This is a genomic window from Candidatus Amarolinea dominans, assembly GCA_016719785.1.
Classification (GTDB): domain Bacteria; phylum Chloroflexota; class Anaerolineae; order SSC4; family Amarolineaceae; genus Amarolinea; species Amarolinea dominans.
This window is the reverse complement of record JADJYJ010000031.1, coordinates 261,088-274,805: the sequence shown is the minus strand read 5'-3', so window position 1 is coordinate 274,805 and position 13,718 is coordinate 261,088. Positions and strand designations below refer to the sequence as shown.

Here is a 13,718-nt window from a genome sequence, read left to right as displayed (position 1 = left end):
TCAGGTCCGAAGTGAGAAAGTCATAGATGACAGATACTCTTGCAACGTGTCCACGCGATGGGTTTCCCCTCATCTACGTCAACGGAGGGTGGGAATGTGCCGCCGAATATCTCGATCGTTGTTTGGGACAACAACCGATTGCCGACATAGTCCAGCGCGGCGGAACCGTATACTATCTCTTCGAAAACGGGCATGAACTGCCGATGCTGTGCTTCTGCTGCGGAACGCCTTTGGTTTATGGCGATATAGATAGAACGCGCCGTGATATGCAAGGGCGGCGACTGGAATCTATGTCGTGCGACATAGTGACCACGCAAGCAGGGAGGGAAGCGGTTGAATATCGGCTGGAGTTTTCCAAGAAGGGGTTGCTCAGACCGGGCGTGCGCGTGGCAATTGCCTTGCAAGCTGCTGCCAAGTTGCGACATCCTTCGTATTGTCCGTATCGGGACAAGGTGTCAACACCTGCCAGTCAGCGAAAGAGAAGACGCAAATGAGCGGCCCGCTCGACTGCGCCAATGAAGGCCGAGACAGTCGAGCGCTAGTCAGTGAAGCGCCAAATCTAATTGTCCGCTTGCGCGATCCCAAAGCCAAACCATACCCTCTGATGTACCGCCTGCGATCAGATTGTCATCGGGTGAGAGAGCCACGCTGAGGCCAAAGAAGCCAAGAGCCGTTTTGGTCGTCAGAGTTGACAGAGGCGCTCGGTCGTGGGCGCGCCACACGCGCACGGTATCCGTGCGACCTCTGCGGTGCATGTTTGGAATGATCGGTCGCTCTGAGTTCGGGTTGCGCGATTGACTCGGTGGCATTATACTGCCTGTGTCGCCTGTTTTATGAGGATTGAAGCCTGCACGCGGGCAGGTAGATTGCAGCGGACCGACCGCGCGGTCCGTTATGAAAGGTCAGAGGCAACCGGCCCGCCGCTGAACCGTGGACGTTAGGCATCCGATGTGACACTGTGAGCCAAACGGCGCGATGACGTACAGCTAATCCTCACGGCTAACATACAAAAAACAATACAACGTTGCGCGGGAACAGCAGCAGCGGCCCGCGTATGGAGGCGCAATGGAGATCAGGATAGATTTCTACTCGAAAGAAGAAGTCTCCGTTCAGATGGACTTTACAGGTCGATACCCATTTCCTGCCAACGACACCGGTGAACTATTCGTGTTCTCGTGTTTTACGCTGAGACAATTCGCTAACCTCGGACAGCACGATGTGGCAATGGTGTTGGCCGCTTTGTTGACCAAATTTGGCGTTAAGACAACTACCCAGCTTGCCGAGGGCAGCTTTGAGTTTCCCGATCCCCTAGCTCTCCGTCTCCTGATGGGTTTTTCGGGAGTAAGAATCGGTGTGGATTATAGAATCCTGAGGAAGCAGATCATGCCTATCCTGCCCAGGCTTGTAGATTTCCGAGGCGAAGGAAAAAATCGTTCATTGTGACCATGCCGCCATTTCAACTTCGCACAAGGGGTTTTGGAGTCTTTGGGCGGGACCTTAACTATTTTGCGTTTCATTCGGTGATTGCTTTATATGGATATCTCGCAAAGAAACACATCGGTGATGAAGATTTTGTGGGGCAACTCTTGAAGACCGGGAAGTGCTGCGGTCAGTTACATATCACCCAGGGAGTGCCGATAGGCGATCAAGTCGCACTGGCAAACTCGGTCCTTAAAGAAGTCGGCGTACTGTCATGAAGGACGGCAAAACCGAACAAGTCGAAGGTGTGAAGCCCATGAACGAAAGTGAAACCCCAAAGTCAGCCAAGCGTACACAGCCGAACTGGCCCTTGCGCATCTCTTTGTTTGTTACGTTGGTTGCGGCCTTCGGTTATGGACCCAAAGTACACTGGTCGCTGTTTCCATTGCTGATTCAAATTGCCTTCAACCTCGCTTTCTACTTTGCCGTTGCATGGCTGGCGCGTGCTGGTTGGCGACTGATATATCGAGCGATACGCAGGTAGTTACGGTAACGGGAGGATGTGTGGCCGGTATTCTCAGTTCCTTCATGTCCCAACGAATTGCTGTCGCTTCAGATCTACGTGAAGGCAAGTGCGGAGGGGCGATAGACGATGCAATCTTGATTCTGTCTGGTGCAATCAGCGCCATCGCGTCGGAAGTCTAGCCTGGTGACAGAATTGATTGGAAACGCATTACGGAAGTACTTGTCAAATATGCCAGTAACTCACCGCATCCCTCGACGGTCAGTGCTCCTATTCTGTGTCAAGGGGTCGAACTGAACCAGGCAACCAGACTGACTCTGGAACCCAGGCTTCTCGATTATGATGAAGCCCGAATACTCGTAAATGCAGATGTTGACCGACACGAAATCGGCATCCAGCATTTCTTCCCGCAGATCGACTTAAAGACGCTTCGCAAATACAGTTATGCGAACCTGTTCTACACGGAACTTCGATCGAGGATTGTGCATCAATATCAAGCAATGGATAAAGCCCAACTTGAGCCAATGACACGACGGAAAGCTGCAGTAAGCTATTCGAATGTAAATTCGTCCCGACGGATTGTCTTTCATTTTGTCTGGTTGGCGGAAACATTTCAGTCAGTTGCCGCTAATCTCGATCTAGTGCTCGAGACTTTACCTCTATCGCGGCCGGTTAGTTGGTGGATTGATGGCCAGCTCAACTGTGCCAATGAAGGCTGAGACAGTCGAACGGCCGGAATTCGTGTACAATTCAGACTTGGGGAGTTGTGCCGGTCAGGGCAAGCCAGTCTCGCGGCGTGGGTAGGTCAGGTGTGGGCGCACACCGGCCGCCGACAGTCACCGCGGCGGGCGGTTTCGATGAAGTCGGCGGCGGCTGGCGCGGGTCGTTGGGCAAATTTGCCAGTGTAGGAAAGAGGATGGACAAATGCCGACCATAATCAGAGGACTTGACCAATGAGAATTGCAGAAGTTTTTCCACAAACTCAGTGGGTGCTGCGCATTGTTGCGGAAGACGGACGAATGGGCTATTTCGATGTCAGCCCTTATCTCGAATACGAGGCGTTCGAAGAGTTGGTGAATCACAGGGAATTCATGAAGATCACAAACGGCAAGTACTTTGTTGAGTGGGACTGCGGTGCGGATTTGTCAGTGGACACCATCGAAGCGCAATGGGAAGTTGTTGATAAGGTGCTGAATCCGACCGCGCCAATGAAGGCCGAGACAGTCGAACGGTCAGAATTGGTGTACGATTCGGACAGGGGGAGTTGTGCCGGTCAGGGCAAGCCAGTCTCGCGGCGTGGGTAGGTCAGTGTGGGCGCACACCGGCCGCCGACAGTCACCGCGGCGGGCGGTTCCGATGAAGTCGGCGGCGGCTGACGCGTGGCGTTCGCCGCTGCTTCTCGCAGGTTCACCAACATGACACCGATTACCATCGACGCCGAAGACTTGGTCATGGCATTCGAGAATCATGACGCTTATGTGCGCCACTTTCTCGACCGCGAATCCGGCAGTGTCTTCTTCATCCACGAAGACTATTCGGATGAAGAAGATCGGGAGCGGCTTGAGATCGAGCCGGATCGCTATGTCCTCGTCGAGCCATTGCGCTCTTCGACCAGCTATCAAATCATGCAAGACTTCGTTGACACACTGCCCCGGGGCACAGTTCAAGCCGAGCTCACGTTGGCGCTCGAAGAACACAGGCCTTTTCGCCGGTTCAAAGATACCCTGTCGAAGTACCCATCAGCTCGAGACGACTGGTTCCGCTTTCATGAGCGGGCCGTGCTCGCGATCGCTCAAGACTGGCTTGCCGCTCATCAAGTTGATGCCGTGGTGAAACGCATGACCGCCGAGGGTGAGGAGCCGCTCGACGGCGAAGGCGCAGGGGCGCTCGCAGGGGAGGAGGCCAATGGCTAAGAAGATGCCCACATCGCGCGGGCGAGCGCTCAGAGAGCCGGTCGCCACTTATGGCGGACCCGGCGGGGAGGTCGTGCTCTATCGGGACGGGTCAACTCCAAGAGCGGCCCGCAGTTCCGCACCTGGGCCACGCAGGTTCTGCGCGACCATCTCCTCAATGTCAAGAATCATTCGTTCGTGGACGGGAACAAGCGCATCGGTACGGCGCTGTTCCTCCGGTTTCTCGAGAAGAATGGGGCACTCCATCTGACGGACGGAACGCACCGTCTCTCCGACGAAGCGCTGGTGGCGTTGACCCTGTTGATTGCCGAAAGTGCGCCCAAGGAAAAAGAGGGCGTCGTGCGCCTGACGGCGTATTTGCTTTGCGATCGTGAAAAGAACCGACCTCGCCAATGAAGGCTGAGACAGTCGAACGCGTGAGCGCATCGTTCTTACCCGTCAGGGCAAGCCTGCAGCGCTCATCTTTCGAGGAAATTATCAAGCCTTATTCGTCCACAAATGATTCGAAAATCACCAACAATGAGGCGTCGCCGAGCAGATCAGCCAGGGTTTGGCGGCTCTGACTGGCAAGCGCCTCATTGTAGGCGATCTCGTCCGCGTTGATGAAGCGATGCGGCAGCGGTAGATCAGACAGGAGATGGGTCACCAAAAGGATTGGATTGGATTGGATTGGAATTGAGTCCGTTTACTTGAAAAATATGGGGAGCTATGCGATAATGACAACGTAAACTGGCGCCGGCACAGGCGGGTTGTCGCGACCTGCCCGACACGACGCCATCGCAAGCGAATCAGCAAGGAGTTGAAGATCGTGACGACTAAAATCGTTTTGTTACGGCACGGACAAAGCACCTGGAACCTGGAGAATCGTTTTACGGGCTGGACCGATGTGGATTTGTCCGAGCAGGGTTTGCAGGAGGCGCACAACGCGGGCAAGGTGCTGCACAGCGAGGACTATGTGTTCGATGTGGCGTACACCTCGGTCCTCAAGCGTGCCATTCGCACCCTTTGGATCACCCTCGATGAGATGGACCTGATGTGGATCCCGGTTCATCGCACCTGGCGGTTGAACGAACGTCACTACGGCACGCTGCAAGGACTCAACAAGGCCGAAATGGCAGCTCAATTCGGCGAGGCGCAGGTCAAGGTCTGGCGTCGCAGCTATGATGTGCCGCCGCCAGCGCTGGAATTGACCGACCCGCGCTATCCTGGCTTTGATCCGCGCTACGCTGGCTTACCCGCGAGCGACATTCCGGCCACGGAATCGCTCAAGCTGACGCTCGATCGCGTGCTGCCCTACTGGCACGAAACCATCGCCCCGGCCATCGAGGGCGGTCAGCGTGTGCTCATCGCCGCGCACGGCAACAGCCTGCGTGCGCTGGTCAAGTACCTGGACGACGTACCGGAGGATGTCATCACCGAGCTGAACATCCCCACCGGCTTCCCACTCGTCTACGAGTTGGATGACAATCTCAAGCCAATCACCCACTACTACCTGGGCGACGCCGAGGCCGCGAAAAAGGCGGCTGAAGCCGTCGCCAAACAGGGCAGCGGTGGGTCAAAATAAGTATGACCAATAAAGTTATCTATTCGATGGTGGGCGTTGGAAAAGTCCACCCGCCGAACAAGCAAGTCCTGCGCGACATCAGCCTGGGCTATTTCTATGGCGCCAAAATCGGCGTCATCGGCCTCAATGGCTCCGGCAAGAGCACCCTCCTGCGCATCATGGCCGGCGTGGAGACGGAATATGTTGGACAGACGGTGCTTTCGCCGGGTTTTAGCGTCGGCTTCCTGGAGCAGGAGCCGCAGCTCGACAACAACAGAACAGTGCGCCAGATCGTAGAAGAAGGTGTGCAGCCGGTTGTGGATGCCCTGCGTGAGTACGATGAAATCAACGCGCGCTTCGAAGACGACATGACCGCGGATGAGATGGACTCGCTGCTGGCGCGCCAGGCCGAGGTGCAGGACAAGCTGGATGCCACGAACGCCTGGGACCTGGACAGCCGCCTGGAGTTGGCGATGGACGCCTTGCGCTGCCCGCCCGCTGAGACGCCCGTCAACATCCTTTCCGGCGGCGAACGGCGCCGGGTGGGGCTTTGCCGCCTGCTCCTGCGGGCGCCAGACATCCTCCTGCTCGATGAGCCAACCAATCACCTGGACACGGAATCGGTGGCCTGGCTGGAAAAGCACCTGCAGCAGTACCCCGGCACGGTGATTGCCGTTACTCATGATCGTTATTTCCTGGATAACGTGGCCGGTTGGATTCTGGAACTGGATCGCGGCTATGGCATCCCCTGGAAGGGCAACTACTCCTCCTGGCTGGAGCAGAAGCAGCAGCGCCTGGCGCAGGAGGAGAAGAGCGCATCGCAGCGCCAGAAGACCTTGCAGCGTGAACTGGAGTGGCTGCACATGTCGCCCAAGGCCCGGCAGGCGAAGGCGAAGGCCCGTGTCAATCGCTATAATGATCTGTTGACGCAAGACCCGGAACGCGCCCGTGAAGAGCGCGAGATCTACATCCCGCCCGGCCCGCGCCTGGGTGACGTGGTCATCCGCGCGGAAAATGGCGCCAAAGGCTATGGCGAGCGCCTGCTGTTCGAAAATCTGAGCTTCGATGTGCCGGCAGGCGCGATTGTCGGCATCATCGGCCCCAACGGCGCCGGCAAGACCACCCTCTTTCGCGCCATCATCGGGCAGGAGACGCTGGATGCAGGCACGCTGACCGTGGGCGCGTCGGTCAAGCTGGCCTACGTGGATCAAACGCGCGAGGATCTGGACCCCGACAAAAGTGTGTGGGAAGAGCTGAGCGGCGGTCAGGACAGTATCCAGCTTGGCGACCGCGCCATGAACTCACGCGCCTACTGCGCCCGTTTCGGTTTCAGCGGCAGCGACCAGCAAAAGAAGGTCGGTGCGCTCTCCGGCGGCGAGCGCAACCGCGTACACCTGGCCAAGCTGCTCAAGTCAGGCGCCAATGTCATTCTGTTGGACGAGCCAAGCAATGACCTGGACGTGAACACCCTGCGCGCCCTGGAAGATGCGATCGAAGGTTTCGCCGGCTCGGTGCTGGTCATCTCGCACGATCGTTGGTTTCTCGACCGCGTGGCAACCCACATCCTGGCCTTCGAGAATGACAGCCAGGTCTTCTGGTACCCCGGCAATTACAGCGACTATGAAACGGATCGGCGCAAGCGCCTGGGCGCGGCGGCCGAGCGCCCCCACCGCGTGACTTATCGCAAACTGCGGCGGGCCTGAGCCGCTCTGAACCACAAAACAAGAGGCGGTCTCTCAGCGAGACCGCCTCTTGTTTTGTATTCACTTGGATTTTATCGGGGGATCACAGCCAGCGCTTGTTACCGGCCATTCTGGCAGGGGACTGTACAGATCATCAAGCTCTTTCTTGCGGGAGGCTGCGATCATTTCTGACCACAGCCTCATTGTGGCAGACGAAGATAACGATACAAATGACGAATCTGGCGACATTTGGATGCCTTATGATGGAGCGACAGCGACCGGGTCGAGCCGCTCTGATTCGACCAGGTCGTGGTCGTCGGGTCGGGCGGCCAACTGCTCGATGTAAGCCAGGGACTGATGACGGAAATAGGTGTTGTACAGTTCGGCGTAGTGTCCGCCGGCCTGCATCAGGTCGTCGTGACGCCCCTCTTCGATGATCTGGCCCTGGCGCATGACGATGATGCGATCGGCATGTTTGACGGTTGACAGGCGATGGGCAATCACGATGGCCGTGCGGTCCGCCATGATCGCGTCCAGACCATCTTGAATTTGCGCTTCGGTGAAGGGGTCAACGCTGGCCGTGGCTTCATCCAGGATGAAGATGGCCGGATTCTTGAGCAATACCCGCGCCAGGGCCACCAGTTGGCGCTGGCCCATGGAGAGATTGGCGCCGCGCTCGCCCACGTCGGTCTGCAAGCCAAAGGGCAGGTCGTTGAGCCAATCGCCGTGGCTGATGCCCGTCGCCGCCTGCCTGACCTCATCATCGCTGGCCGTGGGGCGACTGTAGCGGATATTGTCGCCCACCGTGCCCGAAAAGAGAAACGGATCCTGTGGCACCAGGCCGATATGGCTGCGATAGGCTCCCAGGTCGAAATGTCGAACATCACGGCCGTCCACCAGCAACTGTCCGCCCTGAAATTCATAGAAGCGTGTGATCAGCTTGGCGATGCTGCTCTTGCCCGCGCCGGTATGCCCTACCAGGGCCACGGTTTCGCGCGGGCGAATGGTCAGGGAGAACGCCGGCAGCACCGTTTCCGTACCGGTGTAGGTGAAGCGCACATTGCGAAACTCGATCTGCCCCGCAACCTGGGACACCGGTTCGGCGGCGGTCTGCACCACCTTCGGCGCGGCGTCAATCAGGGCAAAGACGCGCTCGGCTGAGGAAAGACCGTCCTGGAATTGGCTCCAAAACGAGGCGATGTTGATCAAAGGCCACCAGAAGAAGCCCACCGCCTGCATGAACAGGTACCAACTACCTGGACTGACCGCGCCGCTGCGCGTGGCCTGGCCGCCCAGGTAAAAGAGCAGCGCCACGCCCAGGCCGGAGGAGATGCCCATGATCGGGAAGATGGTGTTGAGTGTCAGACCACGGCGCAGGCCGACCTGGTAGGCCTGGCGATTGTTCGCGTCGAAGGTCGCGTACAGGGCCGGCTCCTGCCGAAAACTTTTGGCGACCATGATGCCGCTGATGGATTCCTGGATCTGCGCGTTGATCTTGGCTGTGACGCGGCGCGCCCGCTGCGTCACCGTGCGCGCAATGCGGCGAAAGCCGAGCGCAATGATGACGGCCACAGGCGCCATCCCGAACAACAGCAGCGTCAGCCAGCGGTCAATGCGCAGCAGCCAGACGGCCAGAAACAACACCACGAGCACCTGGCTGATCAGGTTGACGGTCAACGTCACCACTTCGGAGAAATCCTGGGTGTCAGAGGTGACGCGGCTGACTACCTTGCCTGACGGGTGGTCATCATAAAAGGACATATCGTGCTGAATGGTGGCGTCGAAGACATCCTGGCGCAGCTTGAGCACCACACTGCCGACGACACGCGCCGAGAAAAGCTGTTGGATGTAGTTGAACGTCCAGGCTGTCACGCCCAGCAACAGGATGCCGGCGGCAAAGAGGAACAGGTTCTCGTTGGAGAACTGGCGCGTCAGGCCGTCAATCGCGTTGGCGACGATGATCGGCCCCCCGCTGCCCGCGGCCGAGTTGAGCGTAATGGCCGCAGCAATCAGCGCCATCTGCCGCGCATACGGGCGGAAGTACGCAGCAATGCGGCGAATCAGATCGCGATCGGTATAGTTGCGGTCGTAGGCCTCGCTGTCGAGGCCATCAAGAACAAAACCCATAATTCAACTCTTTCTTGACACCAGGCGTGAATCTTCGTGGCGCCGGGAAACGATTTCGGCCAGGGAGATATAACGCAATGTCGGCGCTTGCATCCGCCAGCTCCTTTTCGCCGACTGGCGGTTGTCGTTAGATGGCCAGGTCAAATGGCAAGTCGGAAATATCCCGTAGTCGGTTGCCTTGAATCAATTCATTGAGCGTATCGGTAACGGCTTCGTTTCCGATTGACCTGGCCGCGGCTGTCAACTCAGGGAGGGCAAAGTGATAAACGCAGTCAATGTCGCCGGTGCCGAGTGCCAATGACGCAATGCGTGATGGCATCGGCTCCGCGGTAACAACGGCAATGTGAGGAGTTCCACCCTTGCGGTTGCGGATCAAATTGAGGCCCTCCGTGCGCGCATTTTGCGAACGATCGCTGCGTAGGGTCAATTTGCACGAGATGCTGGCATGAAGGATAGGCTTAGCCTTGTCAATGATATCGGCGCGCAAAGGAGTCAAACGTGGTTGTCCTTCGGCGGTTACAATCGTACCGTGCTCGTTGATGGCAGCATCGGATACGGGCGCCCGCGCCACAATAATGTCGGGCGTCACGACGTAATCGCCCAGCGACGTGCGCAATTCGGGCGAGTTCTTGATCAACTCGCTCAATCTGGCGATATGTTCATACTGGGCATACTGGGAGATCGCGCCTTCCAGGGAAAATTGCCAGTCACCTGGCCGCAGATGATTAAGCAAGCTGAAAGCGTCGCGTAGAAAATCACGCGTCACAACTTCAAACTGCTTACCGGCGGTCTGTCCAGGTATCTCGCGGCCACTGACCGGTATCTGAATATTCGTCATCAGTTGGCGTGCTAGCGAGACGCTCAAATCACTCGCTACGTCAGCGATACTCGGTTTGTTTCCTTGTTTCTGGTAGATCACGCTGTGGCAAAGGTTTCGGTGATATGTTTGCCGCAATTGAAGTATGGTGTTCATCGTTACTCCGGCTTCCAAAGGCCTAATACGTATTCTTCGTGCATTCGCTGCTGAATCTGAGATTCACGATTTACATGGTTTCCCGCTGGCATCATACGGCGATCGCGATCCAATCCGCACACTGATTTGCGGCACCTCAAACCCGATCGAACGCGCAATGTCAGCCAAACATGCGCCAACCTCGATATCCTTGTTGCGGATTATCGAGGTTCCGACAACAATAATAGCTGCTCTACCAGGTTTGAGTACACGATACATCTCCCGAAATGTGCGTGTCATTTCAGAGTAGTAGCGTCGTACCACTTGACCCTTACGTGCGTCCAACTGAGCGATCTGCTGGACTATCGCCTCTGTATAAGGTGCAAGTTGCTCGAATTGTGCTTCTACGATAGCCTCTCCACCAATGTAGTCACGGCGTCGCTGGCTCAATTCCTCGACGGGATACCCTAGCCATACCAGCGAAAATTTGTGCGCTCGCATATAGTCAATGGCGTTGGACGCATACGGTGGAGAAGTCACGATGAGATCAACTGTCCCATCTGGAAGCGGCATTGCCTGTGCGTTTCCTAACCGAACCTGTGCATGGTTTGATCCCGGCCCCAATTCATTGATGCCATCGAGGTTTTTCCGCAGCCGTTTTGCGAATTCCTCGACAGGTGACCGTAGCATCTTGATATGGTGTTGCAGGTTTGGAGTCCCGGTTTCGACAAAGCTCTTCCCTTCCAGTAGCGCTCCGGATGGCGCGTAAATAACTTTGGCGCGATGAGGTCGTGTATGACCCAGATCGCGAGCCAATGATACTCCACCCGACTTCGTAATAATGATCGAGGAAAAGGCCAGAAGCAGGAATGAGCGGGTGGCGTCATCCGCAACGGTTCTAATCTCGCGTAACAGGGCCATCAACTCAACCTGAGTTTCTCGTGCAAACCAATAATCAATAAACTCGCGTGTTTTGTCATCCCGCTGAGACCAAAAAACTCCATCAACTGCACAGCGTTTTCCTTGGCCGCACGACTGGCTTCGCCAATGACATGATGCCCAATGCGCTTGGTCTCATCGTAATCAATCGGCGTTACCTTGACCTGCGTCAACAAGAGAGCGAGCGGGTCAATGTCAAAGCCAATCGCCTGTCTTCCAGCAAGGAACGCCTCAACAACCGTCGTACCAGAACCTGCCATTGGATCGAGCACAACATCCCCGGCACGCGTCAGCGTCTGGATGAAGAGCCGCGGCAACTGAGGAGGAAATTTAGCTGGAAACGAATGAAATGTATGCGAGGCATAACTGCTGTCTTCGTCATGAAATCCCAAATCTTGGGACAATGCCCAAAGCAGCGCTTCTTTGCAGGAGTCCTCTATTGGCTGCGGTTCAGTTGTGGGGGGAGCGAAAGGAAAGATCAATTGCGTTACCGTCATGTTGCGATTCTCAAAGGATTATCATTAACAGTCAAACTCCGACTCTCACAGTTGCAGTCATTGTGGCTGGTAGGTCAATAACGAAAAAGCTATTGATGATTCGCGTTTTGCCCATTACTCATACCTCGCAAAAATGCGCCGATAATCGGCGCTGCGCGCCAGCAGATCCTCGTGCGTGCCCTGGTCCACCAGCTCACCGCGGCGCAGGACCAGGATGCGGTCGGCCCAGCGAATCTGGCTCAACCGGTGCGTGATGAGGAAGGTGGTGCGCTGGCGGCTGATGCGGCGCATGGCCTGCTGAATCTGGTCCTCGGTCGCGCTGTCAATCGCACTGGTGCTGTCATCCAGGATCAGGATGCGCGGGTTGGTCAGGAAGGCGCGGGCGATGGCGATGCGCTGGCGCTGACCGCCAGACAAGGTGACGCCGCGCTCGCCCACTTCGGTGTCGTAACCCAGGCTGAAGCTCTGGATGAAATCGTGCGCCTGCGCCTCCTGCGCCGCGTGTTCGATGGTCGCCTGGTTGGCGTCGGCAACCCCGAAAGCGATGTTCTCGGCCAGCGTGCGTGAAAAGAGGAAGATGTCCTGCTCGATGGTTGAAATCTGCGAGCGCAGCGCCTCCAGACTCCAGTCGCGCACATCCACGCCATCCACCAGCACCCGGCCGCGCTCGACATCGAAGATGCGGTTGATGAGGCGCGTCAGGGTGGTCTTGCCGGAACCGGTCTGACCGACGATAGCCACGGTCTCGCCCGGATGCGCCACAAAGCTGATGTTGTTCAGGACAGGCTGCCCGTCATAGCCAAAGCTGACGTTCTCGAAAACCACCTCACCGCGCATCGGTTGCGCCAACCCGGTTACGTTCTCGTCCAGGTCGGTTTCGGTGTTGATGATGGCCAGGATGCGCCGCGCGCTGGCGATGCCCAGTTGCACCAGGTTGAAGCTGAAGATCGAGATGAACGTGGGGAAACGCAGGGTGCTGAACAGGCCGATGAAGCCGAGGGCCTGACCCAGGGTGATCGCGCCCGCGTGCCAGAGCAGCATCCCATGCACAAATGCCCCGGCCCAGCCCAGGCTGAACATGAGCATCGGCAGGTAGCGGGCCTGAATCTCGCCCTGGCGCACAAAGTGGTCGCGGTAAACCCGCGCATTGTGTGTGAACTTTTCCCACTCGAAACGTTCCTGCACGTTAGCCTTGACCACTTCGATGCCGGTGATGGCCTCGGTCAGGCCGGCGTTGAGCGTGCCAAACTGGTCACGCATGGCCAGGCTGACCGGACTGAGCCGCCGGTTGTAGTCATAGATCGTGAGCGCCAGGGCCACCAAGAAAAGTAAGGGCACCAGCAGCAGTTCGCTGCGCAGGCGGGCGATCAGCACGATTGGCACGACCACGGCCATGGCCGAATCGGTCAGGAGCATGACCCCGGGGCTGAACATCAGGTTGAGGGTATGCACATCATTGGTGGCGCGCGCCATCACGTCACCGATGCGCTGGCGCCCGTGGAATGTCTGGCTCTTGCCCAACAGGCTGACATAAAGTTCATCGCGTGCGTCGCGCTCCACCCGCTGCGCCAGGAACTCGACCGCGTAGTTGCGGGTGAGGCCGGTCAAGCCCTGACCGACTGCCGAGCCGGCGATGACCAACGCCAATGAGAAAAGGGCCGGCAGTTGCCAGCCTGGCGTGGAAATCACATCGAAGCCGCGTCCCACATAAACCTGGATGCTGCTGTAGAAGAAATTGTTCAGCGCGGCCGCGGCAATTGCCAGCAAAGGAAACCAGGCATAGCGCAGTTGGTGCGACATGATCCAACGCAGTGGCCCACCGCGGTTGAACCGGTATTCATTTTCGAGCTTGAACTCGCGCTTACTCACGCTGCCTCCCAGAATCCCCAAGCAGAAGGTTCAGAACGGCGTTCGCCGCGTCGGGAGAGTATACCATAGCCACGCCCCTGCCTGCAACGCTGGCTGCCCACCAACAGGAATTCCAAATTCCCGACACAGGTTGTTCGACCTATTTTAGCGTTCCGGCACGGGTCTGGTAAAATAGCCTTAGCGCATCACAGGATCTGAGGCTGTGACGCCTCACCCATTCGACCTCAAGTGTTGTTCGTGCTTTGAGTGAAGGA

At 57.3% G+C, this 13,718-nt stretch carries 14 protein-coding genes; 8 read left to right on the top strand and 6 right to left on the bottom strand.

All coding sequences use genetic code 11. From position 1 onward, the window contains the following. Nucleotides 1–26: 26 nt before the first annotated feature. From IPM84_25145 to IPM84_25120, 6 genes are all read left to right on the top strand, one after another. Complete coding sequence (locus IPM84_25145) at nt 27–494, top strand: hypothetical protein (GenBank protein MBK9095981.1); 468 nt, start codon at nt 27–29, stop codon at nt 492–494. Nucleotides 495–1,065: 571 nt separating this feature from the next. After that, nucleotides 1,066–1,443, top strand: coding sequence for a hypothetical protein (locus IPM84_25140; protein MBK9095980.1), 378 nt, complete (start codon nt 1,066–1,068; stop codon nt 1,441–1,443). Between the two features lie 250 nt (nt 1,444–1,693). Next, nucleotides 1,694–1,963: a hypothetical protein gene (locus IPM84_25135; protein ID MBK9095979.1), complete on the top strand. Its 270-nt coding sequence runs from the start codon at nt 1,694–1,696 to the stop codon at nt 1,961–1,963. 932 nt (nt 1,964–2,895) lie between these two features. Next, nucleotides 2,896–3,246: a DUF2442 domain-containing protein gene (locus IPM84_25130; protein ID MBK9095978.1), complete on the top strand. Its 351-nt coding sequence runs from the start codon at nt 2,896–2,898 to the stop codon at nt 3,244–3,246. 111 nt (nt 3,247–3,357) lie between these two features. Further along, the gene (locus IPM84_25125) at nt 3,358–3,855 is read left to right on the top strand and encodes a hypothetical protein (GenBank protein MBK9095977.1); all 498 of its coding nucleotides are present in this window, start codon (nt 3,358–3,360) and stop codon (nt 3,853–3,855) included. A 177-nt stretch (nt 3,856–4,032) separates the two neighbouring features. Continuing rightward, the gene (locus IPM84_25120; protein MBK9095976.1) at nt 4,033–4,251 is read left to right on the top strand and encodes a hypothetical protein; all 219 of its coding nucleotides are present in this window, start codon (nt 4,033–4,035) and stop codon (nt 4,249–4,251) included. A gap of 88 nt (nt 4,252–4,339) precedes the next feature. Here the strand turns inward: IPM84_25120 and IPM84_25115 are convergent, their stop codons facing one another. After that, on the bottom strand, nt 4,340–4,501 hold the full coding sequence (locus IPM84_25115; protein ID MBK9095975.1) for a hypothetical protein: 162 nt from the start codon (nt 4,499–4,501) through the stop codon (nt 4,340–4,342). A 162-nt stretch (nt 4,502–4,663) separates the two neighbouring features. On the opposite strand from IPM84_25115, the gene gpmA reads away from it, so the two are divergent. Together gpmA and ettA are read left to right on the top strand one after the other, a co-directional pair. After that, nucleotides 4,664–5,419, top strand: coding sequence for a 2,3-diphosphoglycerate-dependent phosphoglycerate mutase (gpmA, locus tag IPM84_25110; protein ID MBK9095974.1), 756 nt, complete (start codon nt 4,664–4,666; stop codon nt 5,417–5,419). Between the two features lie 2 nt (nt 5,420–5,421). After that, nucleotides 5,422–7,101 carry an energy-dependent translational throttle protein EttA gene (gene ettA / locus IPM84_25105; protein MBK9095973.1) on the top strand — a complete coding sequence of 560 codons (1,680 nt, stop codon included), beginning with the start codon at nt 5,422–5,424 and terminating at the stop codon, nt 7,099–7,101. Between the two features lie 237 nt (nt 7,102–7,338). Here the strand turns inward: ettA and IPM84_25100 are convergent, their stop codons facing one another. From IPM84_25100 to IPM84_25080, 5 genes are all read right to left on the bottom strand, one after another. Next, nucleotides 7,339–9,207: an ABC transporter ATP-binding protein gene (locus tag IPM84_25100; protein MBK9095972.1), complete on the bottom strand. Its 1,869-nt coding sequence runs from the start codon at nt 9,205–9,207 to the stop codon at nt 7,339–7,341. A 127-nt stretch (nt 9,208–9,334) separates the two neighbouring features. Then, nucleotides 9,335–10,180: a restriction endonuclease gene (locus IPM84_25095; GenBank protein MBK9095971.1), complete on the bottom strand. Its 846-nt coding sequence runs from the start codon at nt 10,178–10,180 to the stop codon at nt 9,335–9,337. 63 nt (nt 10,181–10,243) lie between these two features. Next, nucleotides 10,244–11,080, bottom strand: a complete 837-nt coding sequence (locus IPM84_25090; protein MBK9095970.1) for a hypothetical protein — start codon at nt 11,078–11,080, stop codon at nt 10,244–10,246. Next, nucleotides 11,080–11,595: a site-specific DNA-methyltransferase gene (locus tag IPM84_25085; GenBank protein MBK9095969.1), complete on the bottom strand. Its 516-nt coding sequence runs from the start codon at nt 11,593–11,595 to the stop codon at nt 11,080–11,082. Before IPM84_25085 ends, IPM84_25090 begins: the two co-directional genes overlap by 1 nt. 114 nt (nt 11,596–11,709) lie before the next feature. After that, complete coding sequence (locus IPM84_25080) at nt 11,710–13,464, bottom strand: ABC transporter ATP-binding protein (GenBank protein ID MBK9095968.1); 1,755 nt, start codon at nt 13,462–13,464, stop codon at nt 11,710–11,712. Between the last annotated feature and the right edge of the window lie 254 nt (nt 13,465–13,718).

Excerpts from the sequence above, each read along its gene's own strand:
- IPM84_25145 (MBK9095981.1), top strand. The coding sequence starts at position 27 with ATGACAGATACTCTTGCAACGTGTCCACGCGATGGGTTTCCCCTCATC.
- IPM84_25140 (MBK9095980.1), top strand. The coding sequence starts at position 1,066 with ATGGAGATCAGGATAGATTTCTACTCGAAAGAAGAAGTCTCCGTTCAG.
- IPM84_25135 (MBK9095979.1), top strand. The coding sequence starts at position 1,694 with ATGAAGGACGGCAAAACCGAACAAGTCGAAGGTGTGAAGCCCATGAAC.
- IPM84_25130 (MBK9095978.1), top strand. The coding sequence starts at position 2,896 with ATGAGAATTGCAGAAGTTTTTCCACAAACTCAGTGGGTGCTGCGCATT.
- IPM84_25125 (MBK9095977.1), top strand. The coding sequence starts at position 3,358 with ATGACACCGATTACCATCGACGCCGAAGACTTGGTCATGGCATTCGAG.
- ettA (MBK9095973.1), top strand. The coding sequence starts at position 5,422 with ATGACCAATAAAGTTATCTATTCGATGGTGGGCGTTGGAAAAGTCCAC.
- IPM84_25100 (MBK9095972.1), bottom strand. The coding sequence starts at position 9,207 with ATGGGTTTTGTTCTTGATGGCCTCGACAGCGAGGCCTACGACCGCAAC.
- IPM84_25095 (MBK9095971.1), bottom strand. The coding sequence starts at position 10,180 with ATGAACACCATACTTCAATTGCGGCAAACATATCACCGAAACCTTTGC.
- IPM84_25090 (MBK9095970.1), bottom strand. The coding sequence starts at position 11,080 with ATGGCCCTGTTACGCGAGATTAGAACCGTTGCGGATGACGCCACCCGC.
- IPM84_25085 (MBK9095969.1), bottom strand. The coding sequence starts at position 11,595 with ATGACGGTAACGCAATTGATCTTTCCTTTCGCTCCCCCCACAACTGAA.